The organism is Bradyrhizobium sp. Ash2021 (assembly GCF_031202265.1).
In the GTDB taxonomy this organism is placed as follows: domain Bacteria; phylum Pseudomonadota; class Alphaproteobacteria; order Rhizobiales; family Xanthobacteraceae; genus Bradyrhizobium.
On record NZ_CP100604.1, the window covers coordinates 5,748,444 to 5,767,025 of the forward strand.

Consider the following 18,582-nt stretch of genomic DNA (forward strand, 5'->3'; position numbering starts at 1 on the left):
CAGGCGCCAGCAGATGGAGACAGGGCATGAAGGCCGTCGGATACAAAAAATCGCTGCCGATCGATGCAGCGGATGCACTGATCGATTTCGAGACCGCCAAACCGGAGCCGAAGGGCCGCGACATCCGCGTCGCCGTGAAAGCGATCTCGGCCAACCCGGTCGACTACAAGGTCCGCAAGCGCGCAGCACCGCCGGAGGGCGAGACCAAGATTTTGGGCTATGACGCCGCCGGGATCGTCGATGCCGTCGGCCCCGACGTCAGCCTCTTCAAGCCGGGCGACGAAGTGTTTTATGCCGGATCGATCCAGCGCCAGGGCACCAATTCGGAGTTTCATCTGGTCGACGAGCGCATCGTCGGCAAGAAGCCGAAATCGCTGTCGTTTGCGCAGGCGGCAGCATTGCCGCTGACCTCGATCACCGCCTGGGAATTGCTGTTCGACCGCCTCGGCGCCGTGCCGGGCAAGAGCGTGGACCCGCGCACGCTTTTGATCACCGGCGGCGCCGGCGGCGTCGGCTCGATCCTGATCCAGCTCGCGCGCCGCCTCACAGGGCTAACCGTGGTCGCCACCGCGACACGTCCGGAATCGCAAAAATGGTGCCTCGATCTCGGCGCCCATGCCGTGATCGATCACGCGAAGCCAATGAAGGAGCAAATCGAAAAACTGAAACTGCCGCCGGTCGGCCTGGTCGCCAGCCTCACCTACACCGACCAGCACTATAAGGGAATCGCCGACTTCATCGCGCCGCAGGGCAAGTTCGGTCTTATCGACGATCCCCCGGAATTCAATGTCAGCGCCTTCAAGGGCAAGGCGGTCTCGATCCACTGGGAATCCATGTTCACGCGCTCCTCGTTCCAGACCGCAGACATGATCGGCCAGCACATGCTGCTGAACGACGTCGCCGACCTCATCGACAAGGGCGTGCTGCGCACCACGCTGGATCAGACGTTTGGCACGATCAACGCGGCGAACCTCAAGCGCGCGCATGCGCTGCTGGAGTCGGGAAAATCGCGCGGCAAAATCGTGCTGGAGGGGTGGTGAGCTTCTGCAACCGACGACATAGGTAACAGTTCAGCCCGACGACATAGGTAACACAATTCTCGTTTCGTTCAGGTCTGCTGTTTTTGTGGCTGTGGACCCTGTGGGCGATGCTCTTGCATCGTCCACAAGTCCACAGGCCTGTTTGGGTTTTCGCAGGCGGTCGTCGCGGTGGGCGATCGTGCCGAGCACGATCGGGCCGTAGCAGACCGTCCATCCAGCGGCATCGTGTTCGCAGAGGCCGACCGGCTCGCCGATCAAGGCCCCGCTGATGTAGATCGTTTGGCCCTGCCATTTGATCTCGCCGTTATGACGCACCCGCCGCACTTCGCAGTCACCGTATTCCGGCTCGCGCAAGACGCCGTCGAAGCGGCGCGGCGAGGAGGTATAGTGATCGGCCGGCGTGTCATCGTCGAGCGACTCGTGCGGACGCTGTTCGTTGTAGATGCGCTGGAAGTTCCGCAAGCGCTTGAGCTGCTCGCGCAGGCTGTGCGCCGGTGGACTGGCGGTGTCCTGCAACAGCGTCAGATGCATCCGCTCGTGGCGGCCATTCTGCTGCGGTTTGCCGGGCGCAATCCGCTCCGGCAGCACGCCCGCCTTGATCACCTTGACCGACAGTTGCGAAAGCCCGCCGGCACCGCGCGACGCAAAGGGCGGACCGTTGTCGGAACGCAGCCGATGCGGCAGGCCGAACTCGCGGAAGGCGGCCTCCACGACCGGCCAGACGTGCGCGGTATCGGTACGCGTCATCGCCTGGCAGCGCAGCAGATACCGGCTATGGGCATCGGTCAGCGTCAGCGGTTCGCAGCATTTGCCGTCCCCCGTCATGAACCAGCCCTTGAAGTCGATGCACCACACCTCGTTGGCTGCCGTGCATTCCGCAAACGGTGCGCTCGAGGGCGGGCTGCGGCGGCGCAGCTTCCGCTTTACCGTCAATCCCTGGCGGTCGAACAAGGCTCCGATCGTGCTCGCCGCAGGCCATTCGAGCGCCGGCGCCCGACGTTCCAGAAAAGCCAGAACCTTCCGGGGTCCCCAACTCGGATGCGCCCGCCGCACCGCAAGGCAGCGTTCGGCGATCTCCTCGCCAATCGCCTGGGGATGATGCAGCGGCGCACGTGGGCGGTCCCACAGACCCTCAACACCGGCTTCCTGATAACGCTCAAGCCACTTGTATCCGACCCTTCGGCTCACGCCGAACCGCCGGCATACCGCCGCAAACGACTCCTCGTGCTCCTCCGCCGCAATCACAAAGCGCATCCGCTCGTCCACCGCACAGGTCTCCATCCAAACCATCGGCAAGGCCCTCCCTGCCGATCACTTGACCTGTTACCCATGTCGCCGGTCTATTGTGTTACCTATGTAGCCGGTTTGGACCAGCTTTTACCTCTCCCCGCTTGCGGGGAGAGGTCGGATCGCACTTGCGATCCGGGTGAGGGGGTACAGGTCTATCAATTAGCATCAGCATTCGCGGTGAGTCCCCCTCACCCCAACCCTCTCCCCGCAAGCGGGGAGAGGGAGAAGTTCGCCGCCGCCACGCCCTCGACAAAAATCAAACGCCGCTCCAGCGCAGTTCGCCGGTGCTTCAGCGCCTCGGCGTATTCCGGCGAGGCGTACCATTCGTGCAGGCGTTCCATCGAGGGAAATTCGACGACGATGATGTTCTTCGGCGGCGGGCCACCTTCGGCCGCGTTCGCGGCGCCGCCGCGGACCAGATAGCGGCCGCCATATTGCGCGATCGATTTGGCGGCGATGGTGCGATAGGCCTCAAAGCCCGCGGCGTCCTTTACGTCGACTTCGGAAATCACATAGGCCGACATCGCTTAACCTCACCCGATGGTCTGGACGATACCGCCTTCGGCGCGGAGCGCGGCGCCGTTGGTGGCTGAGGCTTGCTTCGAGGAGATGTAGACCACCATGTTGGCGATCTCTTCCACGCCGGCAAAGCGCTGCAGCAGCGAGGTCAGCCGGAACTGCTTTACGAACTGCGACGCCGCCTCTTCCACCGATTGGCCGTTTTGCTTTGCCAGATCCTTGACGAAGGTTTCAACGCCTTCCGACATCGTCGGTCCGGGCAATACCGAATTGACCGTGACCGCGGTGCCGCGGGTCATTTCCGCGAGCCCGCGCGAGACCGCGAGTTGCGCGGTCTTGGTCATGCCGTAGTGGATCATTTCCTGCGGGATGTTCAGCGCGGATTCGGAGGAGATGAAAACGATGCGGCCCCAATTGCGCTTGAGCATTTGAGGCAGATAGGCGCGCGCCAGCCGCACGCCGGACATTACATTGACATCGAAGAAGCGGCTCCAGTCCTCGTCGGGGATGTCGAGAAAACCCTTCGGCTCGAAAATCCCGGCATTGTTGATGAGGATGTCAACCTGCGGCAGCGCTGCCACCAAGGCCGCGCATCCGGCTGCGGTCGAAACATCGGCGGCGATGCCGCGGACCTTGGCTCCGGCTACCGCCTTTGCAAGTCCCGCCGCCGCGGCATCGACCTTCGCTTGGGTCCGTCCGTTGACCACCACGCTGGCGCCGGTCGCCGCAAGGCCTTTTGCAATCGCGTGACCGATGCCGGAGGTCGAGCCCGTCACCAGCGCGGTTTTTCCCGAAAGGTCGATATTCATGTGCCGTCTCCATCTGTGATGACGGAGATATCGGAAGCGCCACACGCGGCCGCAATTGCCCAGCCGGCATAGCTGGCACAATTCCAACGTCGTCCCGAAACAAAAAAGCGGCGCCGGAGGCGCCGCTTTTGAAAACCAATCCGAGAAAGGCTTACGCCGCTTCGGCGGACTTTTCCTGCACCGGACCGGAGTCGAGACCCTTGGCATCGACGTCGCGGTCGACGAATTCGATCACGGCCATCGGGGCGTTGTCGCCGTAGCGGAAGCCGGCCTTGATGATGCGGGTATAGCCGCCCTGGCGGTCCTTGTAGCGGGTCGCCAGTACGTCGAACAGCTTGCGGACCTGATCCTTGTCGCGCATCTCGGAGATCGCCTGGCGGCGCATCGAGAGGCCGCCCTTCTTGCCGAGCGTGACCAGCTTTTCCACGATCGGGCGCAATTCCTTGGCCTTCGGCAGCGTGGTGACGATCTGCTCGTGCTTGATCAGCGCCGCGCACATGTTGGCGAACATCGCACGCCGATGCTCGGCGGTGCGGTTGAGCTTCCGATGAACCTTGCCGTGACGCATTTTGTATTCCTCAATACTCGTTTCGTCGCGACGGTTCGTCGGACAATCTGCTCAGGTGGGCCGCCTGCGTTCGCCCAGGGCAGTGGCCGGGATGGCCACCACATCTATCCTTCGATCAATAATGATCTTCGAAACGCTTGGCCAACTCGTCGATATTCTCCGGCGGCCAGCCCGGCACTTCCATGCCGAGATGCAGACCCATCTGGGCCAGCACTTCCTTGATCTCGTTCAGCGACTTGCGGCCGAAGTTCGGGGTACGGAGCATTTCCGCTTCCGACTTCTGCACGAGGTCGCCGATATAGACGATGTTGTCGTTCTTCAGGCAGTTTGCCGAACGCACCGACAGTTCGAGTTCGTCGACCTTCTTGAGGAACGCCGGGTTGAACGCGAGATCGGGGATGATCTCCTGCGCCACTTCCTTGCGCGGCTCTTCGAAGTTCACGAACACGTTGAGCTGATCCTGCAGGATGCGGGCGGCGTAGGCCACCGCGTCTTCCGGCGTGATCGCGCCGTTGGTCTCGATCGTCATGGTCAGCTTGTCGTAGTCGAGGATCTGGCCCTCGCGGGTGTTCTCGACCTTGTAGGAGACCTTGCGGACCGGGGAGAACAGGCTGTCGACCGGGATCAGGCCGATCGGCGCGTCCTCGGGACGGTTACGCTCGGCGGCGACATAGCCCTTGCCGGAAGCGACGGTGAATTCCATGCGGATTTCCGCGCCCTCGTCGAGGGTGCAGATCTGTAGGTCGGGATTGAGCACCACGACATCGCCGACGGTCTGGATGTCGCCGGCGGTGACGGCGCCCGGGCCCTGCTTCTTCACGACCATGCGCTTGGGGCCTTCGCCCTGCATCTTGATCGCGATGTCCTTGATGTTGAGCACGATGTCGGTGACGTCCTCGCGAACGCCCGCGATCGAGGAGAACTCGTGCAGCACGCCGTCGATGTGCACCGACTGCACCGCAGCGCCCTGCAGCGAGGACAACAGTATGCGGCGCAGCGCGTTACCGAGCGTCTGGCCGAAGCCGCGCTCGAGCGGCTCGGCGACAACGGTCGCGAACCGGGTCGCGTCGGTGCCAGGCGTGATCTGCAACTTGTTCGGTCGAATAAGTTCTTGCCAATTTTTCTGGATCGTCACTGTGTCACCCATGGGCCAGTCATTTGGGCCGCTCGATGGCCCGCCACTGGCGTTGGAGATCGCGGATCAGTCCGCGCTTTACAAATTCCAAAAACAATCGCAGGCGAAAAATCGCCCGCGATCGAATATCAAACCCGCCGGCGCTTGCGCGGACGGCAGCCATTGTGCGGGATCGTGGTCACGTCGCGGATCGATGTGACGGTGAAGCCCGCCGCCTGCAGCGCGCGAAGCGCCGATTCACGGCCCGAACCGGGGCCGGCAACTTCCACTTCCAGCGTGCGCATGCCGTGTTCCTGCGCCTTCTTGGAAACGTCTTCGGCTGCGACCTGGGCCGCATACGGGGTCGACTTGCGCGAACCCTTGAAGCCCATCGTGCCGGCCGACGACCAGGCAATGGTGTTGCCCTGCGCGTCGGTGATGGTGATGGTCGTGTTGTTGAACGACGAATTCACGTGCGCGATGCCGGAGGCGATGTTCTTGCGTTCGCGGCGGCGTACGCGGGTGGCTTCCTTGCCCATTCCAAAACCTTTCCTGTGATCTCAAACGCCGCCGTAATGCCAGCGGCTACACCTAAAACGCGAGTAGCGAATGGCGAGTAGCGAATAGCGAATAGAACTATTCGCCACTCCCTACTCGCTATTCGCAAAATTACTTCTTCTTGCCGGCGATCGACTTGGCCGGACCCTTGCGCGTGCGCGCATTGGTGTGGGTGCGCTGACCGCGCACCGGCAAGCCGCGGCGATGGCGCAGGCCGCGATAGCAGCCGAGGTCCATCAGACGCTTGATGTTGATGCCGACCTCACGACGAAGATCGCCCTCGACCAGATAGTCGCGGTCGATCACTTCGCGGATCTGCAGCACTTCCTGGTCGCTGAGCTGGCTGACGCGGCGATCCTCGGGGATCTTCACCTTCTCGATGATCTCGGCCGCGTTCTTCTGGCCGATGCCATGGATGTACTGGAGCGCGATCAGGACGCGCTTGTTGGTTGGGATATTCACGCCGGCAATACGGGCCACGGACTTCTCTCCTGTCGCCGGTCCCTCGCGGACCGGGCTTTAAGTTCTTGCTGTTCTCGGGCAGGTGTCCGCAAACGCGAACACGACGCCCGTCCCCTCAGATTCCTTGGGGCCCGGCATCGTCTGAAACTATCCGACTTGGATGCGGGGCTTATTAAAGGATTCAACTCGGTTTCGTCAACCGCTGCTATCGCTTAGCTCGCCTTTTCGTGACCTTTTTAGCCGGTTTCTTTGCCGCCTTTTTGGCCGCCTTCTTCACCGTCTTCTTGGCAGGCTTGGCGACCTTGGAGGGCTTTTTAGCCCCCTTGGAGGCCGGTTTCCCGGCCTTCCGGGCCTTTTTGGCGGTCTTTGCGGCTTTCCTGGCGGTTGCTCCGCCCCCAGTCTTGGCGGCGCCAGCGGCCCGCTTGGCCGGCGCCGCGGCCACCGGCTTGGGTTCCACAGCGCCGATCGCAGCGAGGATTCGGTTAATTTCCCGGGTCACGTGTTCGATGGTCATCATACCATCGACGGTCAACAGCTTCCGCTTTTCGGAATAGTAGTGAATCAGCGGCTCGGTCAGGGCGCGGTATTGGGCGAGGCGCGTGGTCAGCACCTCCGGGGTGTCATCGATTCGCACTTCCTCGCCCCGCGCGCGCGTCTCCGCGGCCCGGGTTTCGACCCGCTCCAGCAGCGCGCTTTCGTTGACGCGAAGCTCGACCACCGCATCGAGTTTGAGATGCTTTTTCTTCAGGAGTTCGTCGAGCGCGGCTGCCTGCGGCACCGTGCGCGGAAAGCCGTCGAGGATGAACCCCCTCTTGGCGTCAGGCAGGTCGAGCCGGTCGGAAATGATCCCGACCACGACCTCGTCGGGCACCAGCCCGCCGCTGGACATGATTTCCTTGGCCTGCAAGCCGACGGGCGTACCCGCGGCAACCGCGGCGCGCAGCATTTCGCCGGTCGAGAGCTGGATGATGCCGTGCTTGTGGACAAGGCGCTGCGCCTGGGTCCCCTTGCCCGAGCCAGGCGGTCCCAACAGGATCAATCTCATGACTACTCGCCCCCCGGCTTGGTGAGCGAATACCGCACACCCGTGTTTTGAGTTTCAGGCCGCCGTTCAGCGGCGGCGGCCCCTGAGCTTGGATTTCCTGATCAGCCCCTCATACTGATGGGCGAGCAGATAGCCCTGCACCTGCGCCACCGTATCCATCGTCACGCTGACGACGATCAACAGCGAGGTACCACCAAAGTAGAACGGCACCGAAGCGTAGGAAATCAGAATTTCGGGAATCAGACAGACGATCGCGAGGTAGATCGCGCCGAGCACCGTGATGCGCGACAGCACGTAGTCGATATATTCGGCGGTGCGTTCGCCCGGACGGATGCCGGGGATGAAGCCGCCATGTTTCTTCAGATTGTCCGCGGTCTCGGTCGGGTTGAACACGATCGCGGTGTAGAAGAACGCAAAGAACACGATCAGCGCCAGATAGAGAATCAGGAACAGCGGACGGCCGTGGCCGAGCTGGGTGGTGATCCACTGGAACCATTCCGGGCCCTTGCCGGCGTTGAAATTCGCCACCGTGGTTGGCAGCAGCAGCAGCGAGGACGCGAAGATCGGCGGGATCACGCCCGAAGTGTTGAGCTTGAGCGGCAGATGCGAGGACTGGCCCTCGAACATCTTGTTGCCGACCTGGCGCTTCGGATACTGGATCAGAAGCCGGCGCTGCGCGCGCTCCATGAACACGATGAAGGCGATCACGGCGACCGCCATCACGATCACGACCAGGATCAGCCCGGTCGACAGCGCGCCCTGGCGGCCGAGTTCCAGCATGTTGGCGAGCGCCGACGGCAGCTCGGCGACGATTCCGGAGAGGATGATCAGCGAAATACCGTTGCCGATGCCGCGCGAGGTGATCTGCTCGCCGAGCCACATCAGGAACATGGTGCCGCCGGTCAGCGTGATCGCGGTCGAGAGACGGAAGAACAGGCCGGGATCGCTGACCACATTACCGGCGCCCTCGAGGCCGACGGCGATGCCGTATGACTGGAATGCGGCGAGGATCACCGTCAGATAGCGGGTGTACTGGTTCAGCGTCTTGCGGCCGGCCTCGCCTTCCTTCTTCAGGGCCTCGAGCTGCGGCGAAACCGTGGTCAAAAGCTGGATGATGATGGAAGCCGAGATATACGGCATGATGTTCAAGGCGAAGATCGCCATGCGGTGGATGCCGCCGCCGGCGAACATGTTGAACATGCCGAGGATGCCGCCGGCCTGCGACTTGAACACCTGCTCCCAGATATTGGGGTCGATCCCGGGCAACGGGATATAGGTGCCGAGCCGATAAACAAGCAGCGCACCCAGTGTGAACCAGATGCGCTTCTTCAGTTCGTCGGCTTTGGCCAGAGCGCCGAAATTGAGGTTTGCCGCAAGTTGTTCTGCTGCTGAGACCATGTCTTGGCTTTCTCCCGCCGCCCTCGCGCCGACGCCCCTGATGGGGCTATCGGCAGACGCCGGACATTATTTGGTGCTCGGCTACGATAAGTCCATCGTTCTGTACGCGGATTAGCCGCGGCCAGCGGGCGATGACGCAGATGTTACGCAGCCTCGCCTTCGTCCTTCTTGGCCGGAGCCAGGATCTTCACCGTGCCGCCGGCCTTTTCGACCGCGGCAATGGCAGATTTCGAAGCGCCGTGAACCTCGATGGTCAGCTTGGCCTTGAGTTCACCCCGGCCGAGCAGCCGCACGCCATCCTTGGCGCGGCGCAGCGCGCCCGACTTCACCAGCGATTCGGCATTGATGGTGGAACCGGCATCGAGCAGTTTGGCGTCGATCGCCTCCTGCAGCCGGTCGAGATTGATCTCGGCAAAATCGAGCTTAAAGATGTTGGTGAAGCCGCGCTTCGGCAGACGCCGATGCAGCGGCATCTGGCCACCTTCGAACCCCTTGATGCGCACGCCCGAACGCGCGGTCTGGCCCTTGCCGCCGCGGCCGGCCTGCTTGCCCTTGCCTGAACCGATGCCACGGCCGACGCGCATGCGCTTCTTGCGCGAGCCGGCGTTGTCGGCGATATCGCTGAGCTTCATCGCCCTGTCTCCTTGTTTCTACGACTACTCGCCGACGACGCGGACGAGATGTTGAACCTTGGCGATCATGCCGCGAACCGCAGGCGTGTCCTGCAATTCGGTGACGCGGCCGATCTTGTTGAGCTTGAGGCCGATCAGCGTCGCACGCTGCGAGTGGTGGCGGCGGATTGCGCTGTGGGTCTGCTCGACCTTGATCATCTTTGCGGCATTGGCCATCGTTATAACTCCGAAAAGCGCTGCGACGCGCCTGTTGTTTATTCAGCCACCACTTCGGCGTCGCCGCCGACGCGGCGCGACTGCAGCGTGGACACCTTGATGTTGCGGCGTGCCGCCACCGAACGCGGCGAATCCTGATGCTTCAGCGCGTCGAAGGTGGCGCGAACCATGTTGTAGGGATTCGACGAGCCGATCGACTTCGCCACCACGTCCTGGATGCCGAGCGTTTCGAACACCGCGCGCATCGGACCGCCGGCGATGATGCCGGTACCGGCCGGTGCTGCGCGCAGATAGACGCGGCCCGCCCCGTGGCGGCCGGCGATATCGTGATGCAGCGTGCGGCCTTCGCGCAATGCGACGCGCGTCAGATTGCGCTTGGCCGACTCGGTCGCCTTGCGGATCGCCTCGGGAACTTCGCGCGCCTTGCCGTGGCCGAATCCGACCCGGCCCTTCTGGTCGCCGATCACGACCAGTGCTGCAAAGCCGAAGCGCTTGCCGCCCTTGACGACCTTCGCCACGCGATTGATGTGGACGAGCTTGTCGACGAACTCGCTGTCACGCTCGTCGCGATCCCTGCTACGTTCGCGTCCGCCGCGTTCGCGTTCACCTGCCATGGTGTTTTCCAATCTCTGAGAGGCTGACGCCTCTTTCCTCGTGTCCGTTCAAAACCAAATTCTTTTAGAAGCCGAGCCTTAGAAGCTCAGTCCGCTTTCGCGGGCGGCATCCGCGAGCGCCTTGACGCGCCCGTGATAGAGATAGCCGCCGCGATCGAACACCACTTCGGTGACGCCGTTCTTCACGGCGCGTTCCGCCAGCAGCTTGCCGACGGCCTTGGCCGCATCGATGTTGGCGCCCGTGTTGCCGCTCTCGCGCATCGCCTTCTCCAGCGACGACGCCGAAGCCAGCGTCTCGCCCTTCAGGTCGTCGATGACCTGGGCGTAGATGTGCTTGGACGAGCGGAATACCGACAGACGCGGACGTCCATTGGCGGACCGGCGCAACGACAGCCTCACGCGTTGCTTGCGCCGGGCATTTGTAACCTTGAGTGACATGACCGGCTCCGTTACTTCTTCTTGCCTTCCTTGCGGAAGATGAATTCGTTGGCGTACTTCACGCCCTTGCCCTTGTAGGGCTCCGGCGGGCGATAGGCGCGGATCTCGGCCGCAACCTGGCCGACGCGCTGGGAATCGTTGCCGGTGACGGTGATCTCGGTCGGCTTCGGCACCACGATGGTGATGCCTTCCGGGATCGCGTAGACGACATCGTGGCTGTAGCCGAGCGCGAGCTGCAGGTTCTTGCCCTGCAGGGCGGCGCGGTAACCGACGCCGGTGATTTCGAGCTTCTTCTCAAAACCCTTGGTGACGCCCTCGACCAGGTTCGCGACCTGGGCGCGCGCGGTGCCGTACATCGCCTGCGCGCGGTTGGTCTCGAGCCGCGGCGCAACCTTGACCGCGCCGTTCTCGAACTTCACTTCGACATCGTCATGCACGACGAACTGAAGCTGGCCCTTCGGGCCCTTCATCTTCACCGTCTGCCCCTCAACGGTCGCCGTCACACCGGACGGGATCGTTACGGGCCGTTTGCCAACTCGTGACATGGCTAATCCTTCCTCAGAACACCGTGAAGAGAATTTCGCCGCCCACGTTCGCGTCGCGCGCTTCGTGGTCAGCCATGATTCCCTTCGGCGTCGACAACACCGAAATGCCGAGACCGTTGTTGACGCGCGGCAGGTTCTTCACCGAGGCGTAAACCCGCCGTCCCGGCTTCGAAACCCGCTCGATCTCGCGAATCACAGGCTCGCCGTCGAAATATTTCAGCTCGATCTCGAGCTCGCTGCGGCCGGACGAATGTTCGACGCTGGCATAGCCGCGGATATAACCCTCCGACTTCAGCACTTCGAGCACGCTGGCGCGCATCTTCGACCCCGGGGTCGAGACCTTGGACTTGGAACGCATCTGCGCATTGCGGATGCGGGTGATGAGATCGCTGATCGGATCGTGCGTTGACATCTGACGACCCCCCTTACCAGCTCGACTTCACGAGCCCGGGAACCAGGCCCTTGGAGCCTAGTTCACGCAGCGCGATGCGGGAAAGCTTGTTCTTGCGATAGATCGAGCGCGGACGGCCGGTCAGTTCGCAACGGTTGCGGATCCGGGTCGCGGACGAATTGCGCGGCATCTCGGCAAGCTTCAGCGTCGCGGCGAACCGCTCTTCCATCGGCTTGGTCTTGTCGGCGATGATCGCCTTCAACTTCGCGCGCTGGGGGGCGGCATTCTTGGTCATCCGCTTGCGCCGGTTGTTCTTCTCGATCGAACTCTTCTTTGCCATGCTTGGCTCCTGGGTTTCCGCGTTTGAGAGGCTTTACCTGCGTCTCACTGCCGGAACGGGAAATTGAAAGCGGTCAACAAGGCACGCGCCTCGTCGTCGGTGGCTGCCGTGGTGCAGACCGTGATGTCCATGCCCCATGTTTCCCCGGCCTTGTCGAAATCGATTTCGGGGAAAATGATGTGCTCCTTGATGCCGAGCGAATAGTTGCCGCGGCCGTCGAAGCTCTTCGGGTTGAGGCCGCGGAAGTCGCGCACGCGCGGCAGCGCCACGTTGATCAGGCGGTCGATGAACTCGTACATCCTGGCCTTGCGCAGCGTAACCTTGCAGCCGATCGGCTGGTTTTCACGCAGCTTGAAGGTCGCGATCGCGACGCGCGAATAGGTCACGATCGCCTTCTGGCCGGCGATCAGCGCCAGATCGGCGGCGGCGGTCTCGGCCTTTTTGCGGTCATTGACGGCCTCGCCGACGCCCATGTTGAGGACGACCTTGTCGAGGCGCGGCACCTGCATGACATTGGCATAGCCGAACTGTTCGGTCAGCTTGCCGCGGATTTCCTTGTCGAACTGCGCGCGCAAGCGCGGCACATAAGCGGTCTCAGCCATCGATCTCTGCTCCCGAGCTCTTGGCAATCCGTACCTTCTTGCCATCAGCCTGAATCTTGAAGCCCACGCGGGTCGGTTTGCCGTCCTTGCCGACATACGCGACGTTGGACAGGTGGATGGGCGCCTCCTTGGAGACGATGCCGCCTTCCTGGGCCTGGGTCTGCTTCTGGTGACGCTTCACCATGTTGACGCCGCGCACCAGCGCCTTGTTCTCGGTGGGACGCACCTCGAATACTTCGCCGGTGCGGCCCTTGTCGCGGCCGCTCAGCACGATGACCTTGTCACCCTTCCGGATCTTGGCAGCCATCACAGCACCTCCGGCGCAAGCGAGATGATCTTCATGTGGTTCTTGGCGCGCAGCTCGCGCGGCACGGGCCCGAAGATACGGGTGCCGACCGGCTCCGACTGGTTGTTGATCAGCACGGCGGCGTTGCGGTCGAAACGGATGACCGAGCCGTCGGCGCGGCGGATGTCCTTGCGGACTCGCACCACGACGGCCTTCATCACGTCGCCCTTCTTCACCTTGCCGCGCGGAATCGCTTCCTTGATCGACACGACAATGACGTCACCCACGGTGGCATAGCGGCGCTTGGAGCCCCCAAGCACCTTGATGCACATGACACGGCGTGCGCCTGAATTGTCGGCCACGTCGAGGTTGGTCTGCATCTGAATCATTGATGCACCTAGTCCTCTTTCTGATGCGCTCGAATTAGCGCCTTAAAAATTTTCCCGAGTTCGTCCGGCCAGGCCGAACGAGCGTCAGGCCGTTTTCTTCTGTTCGCCCCGGACCACGGTCCAGCGCTTCAGCTTCGAGATCGGCTTGCTTTCCTCGATCCACACCATGTCGCCCGGCTTGAACTCGTTGTTCTCGTCGTGCGCGTGATAGTTTTTCGAGCGACGGATCGTCTTCTTGTAGATCGGATGGGTGAAGCGGCGATCGACGCGCACCACCACCGTCTTGGCTTGCTTGTCGCTGACGACCACGCCTTGAAGGGTACGTTTCGGCATATCCGGCCTCTTACTTCTTCTTCGCGCGCGCTTGCGCGGCGATGGTCTTGATGCGGGCGATATCGCGGCGGGCTTCACGCAGCCGCGAGGTGTTCTCCAGCTGCCCGGTGGCGCGCTGGAAACGCAGGTTGAAGCGTTCCTTCTTCAGGTTGAGGACGGCGTCCTCTCTCTGATCCTCGCTCATGGCGCGGATATCGGCGGTTTTCATCTCGGCCATATCAATCACTCCGCGATGCGCGCGACGAAGCGCGTCTTGATCGGCAGTTTCGCAGCTGCCAGCGACAGCGCTTCCTTCGCGGTCTGCACGTTCACGCCGTCGATCTCGAAGATCACACGGCCCGGCTTGACCCGCGCCACCCACAATTCCGGCGTACCCTTGCCGGAGCCCATGCGGACTTCGGCGGGCTTCTTCGACACCGGCAGGTCTGGGAAGATGCGGATCCAGACGCGGCCGGCGCGCTTCATGTGACGGGTCAGCGCGCGGCGCGCGGCTTCGATCTGACGGGCGGTGAGGCGCTCGGGCGCCATCGCCTTCAGGCCGAACTGACCGAACGACAACGTTGCGCCCGAAGTCGCGACGCCGTGGATACGGCCCTTATGCGCCTTCCGGAACTTCGTTTTCTTTGGTTGCATCATGGCTTACGCCCTCAAACCTTCTCTATTGTCTCACGCAGCGTCGCGGCGCGGCCGGGTATTGTCGCCTTCAGCCATCTTCTTGTCCTGGGCCATCGGATCGTGCTCGAGGATTTCGCCCTTGAAGATCCAGACCTTGACGCCGCAGGTGCCGAACGTGGTGAACGCGGTCGCGACGCCGTAATCGATGTCGGCGCGCAGCGTGTGCAGCGGCACGCGGCCTTCGCGATACCATTCCATGCGCGCGATTTCGGCGCCGCCGAGACGGCCCGAGCAGTTGATACGAATGCCTTCGGCACCAAGACGCATCGCCGACTGCACCGCCCGCTTCATGGCGCGGCGGAACGCGACGCGGCGCTCGAGCTGCTGCGCGATCGATTCGGCGACCAGGGTGGCGTCCAGTTCCGGCTTGCGGATCTCGACGATGTTGATGACGACGTCGGAAGCGGTGATATCGGCAACCCGCTTGCGCAGCTTGTCGATGTCGGCGCCCTTCTTGCCGATCACGACGCCGGGACGCGCCGAATGGATCGTCACGCGGCACTTCTTGTGCGGACGCTCGATCACGATGCGGGCGACGGCCGCCTGCTTGAGCTCCTTGTGCAGGATCTCGCGGATCTTGACGTCCTCATGCAGCAACTTGCCGTATTCGTTCTTGCCGGCGAACCAACGGGAATCCCATGTCCGGTTGATACCGAGACGCAGTCCGATTGGATTGATCTTTTGACCCATCGTCTTCTCCCGCGCCCTTAAGCGCCAGCCTCGGCCTCGACCTGACGAACCACGATGGTCAGGTGCGAGAACGGTTTGAACACACGGCCCGAGCGGCCACGGCCGCGCGGTGCAAAACGCTTCATCACGATGCCGTTGCCGACATGGGCCTCGGCGACGACCAGATCGTCGACCTCGAGGTCGTGGTTGTTTTCGGCGTTGGCGATCGCCGATTCCAGGCACTTCTTGACGTCGACCGCGATCCGCTTGCGCGAGAACTGCAGGTCGGCGAGCGCCGCCGAAGCCTTCCGGCCGCGAATCAACTGCGCGACAAGATTGAGCTTCTGCGGGCTGACGCGTAGCATCCGGGCTACCGCCTTGGCCTCGTTGTCCGCGAGGACACGTTCGCGCTTTGGTTTGCTCATCGCTTATTCCTCAAGCCTTCTTGGCTTTCTTGTCGCCAGAATGGCCATGGAAGGTACGGGTCGGCGAGAACTCGCCGAACTTGTGACCCACCATTTCCTCGTTGACCGATACCGGCACATGCTTCTGGCCGTTGTAGACGCCGAAGACCAGGCCGACGAACTGCGGCAGGATGGTCGAGCGGCGGCTCCAGATCTTGATGACGTCGTGACGGCCGGACGCACGCGCGGCATCTGCCTTCTTGAGCAGAGAGCCTTCGACGAACGGGCCTTTCCAGACTGAACGAACCATGTCCGGCGTTCCTTACTTCTTCCGCTTGTGGCGGCTTAAGAGAATGAATCTGTTAGTCGACTTATTCGAACGGGTCTTCTTGCCCTTGGTCGGCTTGCCCCACGGCGTAACCGGGTGGCGGCCGCCCGAGGTGCGGCCTTCGCCGCCGCCGTGCGGGTGATCGATCGGGTTCATGACGACGCCGCGGTTATGCGGACGCCAGCCCAGCCAGCGGGTGCGGCCGGCCTTGCCGATCGAGATATTCATGTGATCGGGGTTGGAGACGGCGCCGATGGTGCCGCGGCAACGGCCGTGCACCAGGCGCTGCTCGCCCGAGTTCAGGCGCAGAATGACGTAGTCCTGGTCGCGGCCGACGATCTGCGCATAGGTGCCGGCGGAACGCGCGATCTGGCCACCCTTACCGATCTTCATCTCGATATTGTGAATGATGGTGCCGACCGGCATGTTTCCGAGCGGCATCACATTGCCGGGCTTGACGTCGACATAGTTGCCGGCGACCACGACATCGCCCGCGGCCAGCCGCTGCGGCGCCAGGATATAGGCCTGCTCGCCGTCCGAATACTTGATCAGCGCGAGGAACGCGGTGCGGTTCGGATCGTATTCCAGCCGCTCAACGGTCGCGGGAACGTCGACCTTGTTGCGCTTGAAATCGACCATCCGGTAGGCCTTCTTGTGGCCACCGCCGCGGAAGCGGACCGTGATGCGTCCGGTGTTGTTCCGGCCGCCATTGCTGATCTTGCCCTCGGTCAACGCCTTGACGGGCTTGCCCTTGTAGAGCGCCGAACGATCGACCATCACCAGCTGGCGCTGGCCCGGCGTCGTAGGATTGTAAGTTTTCAATGCCATCGCTGTATCGCCTTATAGTCCGGTCGTGACGTCGATGCGGTGGCCCTCTTCGAGGGTCACGATCGCCCGCTTCACGTCCGACTGCGAACCGAAATTGCCGCGGAACACCTTGGTCTTGCCCTTGCGCACCAGCGTGTTCACGCTCTTCACCTTGACGTCGAACAGCTTCTCGACGGCTTCCTTGATTTGCGGCTTGGTCGCCTTGCCGGCGACCTTGAACACGACCTTGTTGTGCTCGGACGCAACCGTTGCCTTTTCAGTCACGACCGGGGCAACGATGATGTCGTAATGGCGCGGATCGATATTCTTCATTTGAAGCGCGCCTCCAACGCATCCACCGCCGACTTGGTCAGCACCAGTTTATGGCGACGCAGAATGTCATAGACGTTGATGCCCTGGATCGGCAGTACGTCGATGTTCGGAATGTTGCGCGCCGCAACGGCGAAGCCGTTGTGCAGCTCGGCGCCGTCGATGATCAGCGCATTGGTCAGGCCGAGACCCGAGAAGTGCCCGATCAGGGTCTTGGTCTTGGCCGCCTCGAGCGTCGCCGATTCAATCACGATCAGGCCGCCGTCCTTGGCCTTGGCGGACAGGGCATGGCGAAGCGCCAGCGCCCGAACCTTCTTCGGCAGGGCAAAGGCATGCGAGCGCACGACGGGACCGAACGCACGGCCACCGCCACGGAACTGCGGCACGCGGGCCGAACCGTGACGAGCACCGCCGGTGCCCTTCTGCTTGTACATCTTCTTGCCGGTACGCCACACATCGGCGCGACCCTGCGCCTTGTGGGTGCCGGCCTGGCGCTTGGCGAGCTGCCAGTTGACGCAGCGCTGGATGATATCCTTGCGCGGCTCCAGGCCGAAAATCTCGTCGGAAAGCTGGACCGAGCCAGCCTCTTTGCCTTCAAGGGTCGTGACTTTCAGTTCCATCTCACGCGCCCTCCTGCTCGGCCGGCGCTTGCGCTGCCTGCTCGCCGCCGGCGACCTTGAACTTGCCGGGCTTCGGCGCGTCCTTCGGCAACGGCTTCTTGACGGCGTCGCGCACCGAGATCCATCCGCCCTTGGAGCCGGGAACGGCGCCTTCGACGAGGATCAGGCCGCGCTCGACGTCGGTCTGCACCACACGCAGATTGAGCGTGGTGATGCGATCGACACCCATGTGACCGGGCATCTTCTTGTTCTTGAAGGTCTTGCCGGGATCCTGACGTCCGCCGGTCGAACCGATCGAACGATGCGACACCGAGACGCCGTGGGTGGCGCGCAGACCGCCGAAATTCCAGCGCTTCATGCCGCCGGCAAAACCCTTACCGACCGAGGTGCCGGTGACGTCGACGAACTGGCCGACCACGAAATGGTCCGCCTGAATTTCGGCGCCCACCGGGATCAGCGCGTCTTCCGACACGCGAAACTCGGTAACCTTCCGCTTGGGCTCGACCTTCGACACCGCAAACTGGCCGCGCTCTGCCTTCGGCAGATAGACGGTCTTGCGGGCACCGGAACCGAGCTGCAGCGCGACGTAACCGTTCTTCTCGGTCGTGCGATGTCCCAGCACCTGGCAATTGCCCAGCTTCAGCACGGTCACAGGGATATGTTCGCCGGTCTCCGTAAAGACCCGCGTCATCCCGACCTTTTGTGCGATCACTCCGGAGCGCATCGGCGTGCTTCCTGTTCTTTCTGTCCGCTAACTTCGGACGATCCAAAAAATCTTAGAGCTTGATCTCGACGTCGACACCTGCGGCCAGATCGAGCTTCATCAAAGCATCGACGGTCTGCGGGGTCGGATCGACAATATCGAGAAGACGCTTGTGAGTGCGCATCTCGAACTGCTCGCGGCTCTTCTTGTCGACGTGCGGCGAACGGTTGACGGTGAACTTCTCGATGCGGGTCGGCAGCGGAATGGGTCCGCGAACCTGGGCACCGGTGCGTTTCGCCGTATTCACGATCTCGCGGGTCGACGTATCGAGAATTCGATGGTCGAACGCCTTGAGCCGGATGCGAATATTTTGGCCGTTCATTGCCGTTGTCTCTTTCTTCGTCGCTTATTGCGAATAGCGAGCGGTGGTAGCGAACAGAAGATCCTGTCCGCTACC

General features: G+C 62.6%; 30 protein-coding genes and 1 pseudogene. 1 reads left to right on the forward strand and 30 read right to left on the reverse strand.

Annotation, left to right across the window (positions count from 1 at the left end):
* Positions 1-26: 26 nt before the first annotated feature.
* On the forward strand, positions 27-1,040 hold the full coding sequence (locus tag NL528_RS27715; protein ID WP_309177615.1) for a zinc-binding alcohol dehydrogenase family protein: 1,014 nt from the start codon (positions 27-29) through the stop codon (positions 1,038-1,040).
* A 174-nt stretch (positions 1,041-1,214) separates the two neighbouring features.
* Here the strand turns inward: NL528_RS27715 and NL528_RS27720 are convergent.
* The 30 genes and pseudogenes from NL528_RS27720 to rpsJ all read right to left on the reverse strand — a co-directional run.
* Positions 1,215-2,330: pseudogene (locus NL528_RS27720) on the reverse strand (integrase core domain-containing protein); the annotation flags it as partial.
* A gap of 188 nt (positions 2,331-2,518) precedes the next feature.
* Positions 2,519-2,854, reverse strand: a complete 336-nt coding sequence (locus NL528_RS27725; RefSeq protein ID WP_309177617.1) for a DUF1330 domain-containing protein — start codon at positions 2,852-2,854, stop codon at positions 2,519-2,521.
* A gap of 9 nt (positions 2,855-2,863) precedes the next feature.
* A complete protein-coding gene (locus tag NL528_RS27730) occupies positions 2,864-3,658 on the reverse strand; it encodes an SDR family oxidoreductase (RefSeq protein ID WP_309177618.1) in 795 nt (264 codons plus the stop codon).
* A 151-nt stretch (positions 3,659-3,809) separates the two neighbouring features.
* Complete coding sequence (gene rplQ, locus NL528_RS27735) at positions 3,810-4,226, reverse strand: 50S ribosomal protein L17 (protein ID WP_074276056.1); 417 nt, start codon at positions 4,224-4,226, stop codon at positions 3,810-3,812.
* 115 nt (positions 4,227-4,341) lie between these two features.
* Positions 4,342-5,373, reverse strand: coding sequence for a DNA-directed RNA polymerase subunit alpha (locus tag NL528_RS27740; RefSeq protein WP_309177619.1), 1,032 nt, complete (start codon positions 5,371-5,373; stop codon positions 4,342-4,344).
* A 116-nt stretch (positions 5,374-5,489) separates the two neighbouring features.
* Complete coding sequence (gene rpsK, locus NL528_RS27745; protein ID WP_006021048.1) at positions 5,490-5,879, reverse strand: 30S ribosomal protein S11; 390 nt, start codon at positions 5,877-5,879, stop codon at positions 5,490-5,492.
* A 130-nt stretch (positions 5,880-6,009) separates the two neighbouring features.
* Complete coding sequence (gene rpsM / locus NL528_RS27750) at positions 6,010-6,378, reverse strand: 30S ribosomal protein S13 (protein ID WP_027536799.1); 369 nt, start codon at positions 6,376-6,378, stop codon at positions 6,010-6,012.
* A 187-nt stretch (positions 6,379-6,565) separates the two neighbouring features.
* Positions 6,566-7,405: an adenylate kinase gene (locus tag NL528_RS27755; RefSeq protein ID WP_309177620.1), complete on the reverse strand. Its 840-nt coding sequence runs from the start codon at positions 7,403-7,405 to the stop codon at positions 6,566-6,568.
* 66 nt (positions 7,406-7,471) lie between these two features.
* Positions 7,472-8,803 (reverse strand): preprotein translocase subunit SecY, encoded by a 1,332-nt coding sequence (secY, locus tag NL528_RS27760; protein WP_074276053.1) that lies wholly within the window; start codon positions 8,801-8,803, stop codon positions 7,472-7,474.
* A 143-nt stretch (positions 8,804-8,946) separates the two neighbouring features.
* Positions 8,947-9,435, reverse strand: coding sequence for a 50S ribosomal protein L15 (gene rplO / locus NL528_RS27765; protein ID WP_309177621.1), 489 nt, complete (start codon positions 9,433-9,435; stop codon positions 8,947-8,949).
* A 24-nt stretch (positions 9,436-9,459) separates the two neighbouring features.
* Positions 9,460-9,651: a 50S ribosomal protein L30 gene (gene rpmD / locus NL528_RS27770; RefSeq protein ID WP_309177622.1), complete on the reverse strand. Its 192-nt coding sequence runs from the start codon at positions 9,649-9,651 to the stop codon at positions 9,460-9,462.
* 38 nt (positions 9,652-9,689) lie between these two features.
* On the reverse strand, positions 9,690-10,265 hold the full coding sequence (rpsE, locus tag NL528_RS27775) for a 30S ribosomal protein S5 (protein ID WP_057902127.1): 576 nt from the start codon (positions 10,263-10,265) through the stop codon (positions 9,690-9,692).
* Positions 10,266-10,343: 78 nt separating this feature from the next.
* Positions 10,344-10,703 (reverse strand): 50S ribosomal protein L18, encoded by a 360-nt coding sequence (gene rplR / locus NL528_RS27780; RefSeq protein ID WP_074276050.1) that lies wholly within the window; start codon positions 10,701-10,703, stop codon positions 10,344-10,346.
* A gap of 11 nt (positions 10,704-10,714) precedes the next feature.
* Positions 10,715-11,248 (reverse strand): 50S ribosomal protein L6, encoded by a 534-nt coding sequence (rplF, locus tag NL528_RS27785; protein WP_309177623.1) that lies wholly within the window; start codon positions 11,246-11,248, stop codon positions 10,715-10,717.
* A gap of 13 nt (positions 11,249-11,261) precedes the next feature.
* A complete protein-coding gene (rpsH, locus tag NL528_RS27790; protein ID WP_074276048.1) occupies positions 11,262-11,660 on the reverse strand; it encodes a 30S ribosomal protein S8 in 399 nt (132 codons plus the stop codon).
* A gap of 13 nt (positions 11,661-11,673) precedes the next feature.
* Complete coding sequence (rpsN, locus tag NL528_RS27795; protein WP_074276047.1) at positions 11,674-11,979, reverse strand: 30S ribosomal protein S14; 306 nt, start codon at positions 11,977-11,979, stop codon at positions 11,674-11,676.
* Between the two features lie 44 nt (positions 11,980-12,023).
* The gene (gene rplE, locus NL528_RS27800) at positions 12,024-12,581 is read right to left on the reverse strand and encodes a 50S ribosomal protein L5 (RefSeq protein WP_309177624.1); all 558 of its coding nucleotides are present in this window, start codon (positions 12,579-12,581) and stop codon (positions 12,024-12,026) included.
* The gene (gene rplX, locus NL528_RS27805) at positions 12,574-12,888 is read right to left on the reverse strand and encodes a 50S ribosomal protein L24 (protein ID WP_309177625.1); all 315 of its coding nucleotides are present in this window, start codon (positions 12,886-12,888) and stop codon (positions 12,574-12,576) included. Before rplX ends, rplE begins: the two co-directional genes overlap by 8 nt.
* Positions 12,888-13,256, reverse strand: a complete 369-nt coding sequence (gene rplN, locus NL528_RS27810) for a 50S ribosomal protein L14 (protein WP_011473865.1) — start codon at positions 13,254-13,256, stop codon at positions 12,888-12,890. The genes rplX and rplN overlap by 1 nt, the downstream gene beginning before the upstream one ends.
* Before the next feature lie 84 nt (positions 13,257-13,340).
* Positions 13,341-13,589, reverse strand: a complete 249-nt coding sequence (gene rpsQ / locus NL528_RS27815) for a 30S ribosomal protein S17 (protein WP_009797129.1) — start codon at positions 13,587-13,589, stop codon at positions 13,341-13,343.
* Between the two features lie 10 nt (positions 13,590-13,599).
* Positions 13,600-13,806, reverse strand: coding sequence for a 50S ribosomal protein L29 (rpmC, locus tag NL528_RS27820; RefSeq protein ID WP_074276044.1), 207 nt, complete (start codon positions 13,804-13,806; stop codon positions 13,600-13,602).
* 5 nt (positions 13,807-13,811) lie between these two features.
* Positions 13,812-14,225, reverse strand: a complete 414-nt coding sequence (rplP, locus tag NL528_RS27825) for a 50S ribosomal protein L16 (RefSeq protein WP_074276043.1) — start codon at positions 14,223-14,225, stop codon at positions 13,812-13,814.
* 30 nt (positions 14,226-14,255) lie between these two features.
* Positions 14,256-14,954, reverse strand: a complete 699-nt coding sequence (gene rpsC / locus NL528_RS27830) for a 30S ribosomal protein S3 (RefSeq protein WP_074828492.1) — start codon at positions 14,952-14,954, stop codon at positions 14,256-14,258.
* Positions 14,955-14,971: 17 nt separating this feature from the next.
* The gene (gene rplV / locus NL528_RS27835) at positions 14,972-15,358 is read right to left on the reverse strand and encodes a 50S ribosomal protein L22 (protein ID WP_074276041.1); all 387 of its coding nucleotides are present in this window, start codon (positions 15,356-15,358) and stop codon (positions 14,972-14,974) included.
* Between the two features lie 10 nt (positions 15,359-15,368).
* Positions 15,369-15,647, reverse strand: a complete 279-nt coding sequence (gene rpsS, locus NL528_RS27840) for a 30S ribosomal protein S19 (RefSeq protein WP_027536815.1) — start codon at positions 15,645-15,647, stop codon at positions 15,369-15,371.
* Between the two features lie 12 nt (positions 15,648-15,659).
* Positions 15,660-16,493 (reverse strand): 50S ribosomal protein L2, encoded by an 834-nt coding sequence (gene rplB / locus NL528_RS27845; protein ID WP_074276040.1) that lies wholly within the window; start codon positions 16,491-16,493, stop codon positions 15,660-15,662.
* 12 nt (positions 16,494-16,505) lie between these two features.
* On the reverse strand, positions 16,506-16,805 hold the full coding sequence (locus NL528_RS27850) for a 50S ribosomal protein L23 (RefSeq protein WP_074276039.1): 300 nt from the start codon (positions 16,803-16,805) through the stop codon (positions 16,506-16,508).
* Complete coding sequence (gene rplD, locus NL528_RS27855) at positions 16,802-17,422, reverse strand: 50S ribosomal protein L4 (RefSeq protein ID WP_309177626.1); 621 nt, start codon at positions 17,420-17,422, stop codon at positions 16,802-16,804. The genes NL528_RS27850 and rplD overlap by 4 nt, the downstream gene beginning before the upstream one ends.
* Before the next feature lies 1 nt (position 17,423).
* Positions 17,424-18,146 (reverse strand): 50S ribosomal protein L3, encoded by a 723-nt coding sequence (gene rplC, locus NL528_RS27860; protein ID WP_074276037.1) that lies wholly within the window; start codon positions 18,144-18,146, stop codon positions 17,424-17,426.
* A 52-nt stretch (positions 18,147-18,198) separates the two neighbouring features.
* Positions 18,199-18,507, reverse strand: a complete 309-nt coding sequence (gene rpsJ, locus NL528_RS27865; RefSeq protein ID WP_002712302.1) for a 30S ribosomal protein S10 — start codon at positions 18,505-18,507, stop codon at positions 18,199-18,201.
* Positions 18,508-18,582 lie beyond the last annotated feature (75 nt).

Coding starts and splice junctions, on each gene's coding strand:
- NL528_RS27715 (WP_309177615.1), top strand. CDS start 27: ATGAAGGCCGTCGGATACAAAAAATCGCTGCCGATCGATGCAGCGGAT.
- NL528_RS27725 (WP_309177617.1), bottom strand. CDS start 2,854: ATGTCGGCCTATGTGATTTCCGAAGTCGACGTAAAGGACGCCGCGGGC.
- NL528_RS27730 (WP_309177618.1), bottom strand. CDS start 3,658: ATGAATATCGACCTTTCGGGAAAAACCGCGCTGGTGACGGGCTCGACC.
- rplQ (WP_074276056.1), bottom strand. CDS start 4,226: ATGCGTCACGGCAAGGTTCATCGGAAGCTCAACCGCACCGCCGAGCAT.
- NL528_RS27740 (WP_309177619.1), bottom strand. CDS start 5,373: ATGGGTGACACAGTGACGATCCAGAAAAATTGGCAAGAACTTATTCGA.
- rpsK (WP_006021048.1), bottom strand. CDS start 5,879: ATGGGCAAGGAAGCCACCCGCGTACGCCGCCGCGAACGCAAGAACATC.
- NL528_RS27755 (WP_309177620.1), bottom strand. CDS start 7,405: ATGAGATTGATCCTGTTGGGACCGCCTGGCTCGGGCAAGGGGACCCAG.
- secY (WP_074276053.1), bottom strand. CDS start 8,803: ATGGTCTCAGCAGCAGAACAACTTGCGGCAAACCTCAATTTCGGCGCT.
- rplO (WP_309177621.1), bottom strand. CDS start 9,435: ATGAAGCTCAGCGATATCGCCGACAACGCCGGCTCGCGCAAGAAGCGC.
- rpmD (WP_309177622.1), bottom strand. CDS start 9,651: ATGGCCAATGCCGCAAAGATGATCAAGGTCGAGCAGACCCACAGCGCA.
- rpsE (WP_057902127.1), bottom strand. CDS start 10,265: ATGGCAGGTGAACGCGAACGCGGCGGACGCGAACGTAGCAGGGATCGC.
- rplR (WP_074276050.1), bottom strand. CDS start 10,703: ATGTCACTCAAGGTTACAAATGCCCGGCGCAAGCAACGCGTGAGGCTG.
- rplF (WP_309177623.1), bottom strand. CDS start 11,248: ATGTCACGAGTTGGCAAACGGCCCGTAACGATCCCGTCCGGTGTGACG.
- rpsH (WP_074276048.1), bottom strand. CDS start 11,660: ATGTCAACGCACGATCCGATCAGCGATCTCATCACCCGCATCCGCAAT.
- rpsN (WP_074276047.1), bottom strand. CDS start 11,979: ATGGCAAAGAAGAGTTCGATCGAGAAGAACAACCGGCGCAAGCGGATG.
- rplE (WP_309177624.1), bottom strand. CDS start 12,581: ATGGCTGAGACCGCTTATGTGCCGCGCTTGCGCGCGCAGTTCGACAAG.
- rplX (WP_309177625.1), bottom strand. CDS start 12,888: ATGGCTGCCAAGATCCGGAAGGGTGACAAGGTCATCGTGCTGAGCGGC.
- rplN (WP_011473865.1), bottom strand. CDS start 13,256: ATGATTCAGATGCAGACCAACCTCGACGTGGCCGACAATTCAGGCGCA.
- rpsQ (WP_009797129.1), bottom strand. CDS start 13,589: ATGCCGAAACGTACCCTTCAAGGCGTGGTCGTCAGCGACAAGCAAGCC.
- rpmC (WP_074276044.1), bottom strand. CDS start 13,806: ATGGCCGAGATGAAAACCGCCGATATCCGCGCCATGAGCGAGGATCAG.
- rplP (WP_074276043.1), bottom strand. CDS start 14,225: ATGATGCAACCAAAGAAAACGAAGTTCCGGAAGGCGCATAAGGGCCGT.
- rpsC (WP_074828492.1), bottom strand. CDS start 14,954: ATGGGTCAAAAGATCAATCCAATCGGACTGCGTCTCGGTATCAACCGG.
- rplV (WP_074276041.1), bottom strand. CDS start 15,358: ATGAGCAAACCAAAGCGCGAACGTGTCCTCGCGGACAACGAGGCCAAG.
- rpsS (WP_027536815.1), bottom strand. CDS start 15,647: ATGGTTCGTTCAGTCTGGAAAGGCCCGTTCGTCGAAGGCTCTCTGCTC.
- rplB (WP_074276040.1), bottom strand. CDS start 16,493: ATGGCATTGAAAACTTACAATCCTACGACGCCGGGCCAGCGCCAGCTG.
- NL528_RS27850 (WP_074276039.1), bottom strand. CDS start 16,805: ATGAAGAATATCGATCCGCGCCATTACGACATCATCGTTGCCCCGGTC.
- rplD (WP_309177626.1), bottom strand. CDS start 17,422: ATGGAACTGAAAGTCACGACCCTTGAAGGCAAAGAGGCTGGCTCGGTC.
- rplC (WP_074276037.1), bottom strand. CDS start 18,146: ATGCGCTCCGGAGTGATCGCACAAAAGGTCGGGATGACGCGGGTCTTT.
- rpsJ (WP_002712302.1), bottom strand. CDS start 18,507: ATGAACGGCCAAAATATTCGCATCCGGCTCAAGGCGTTCGACCATCGA.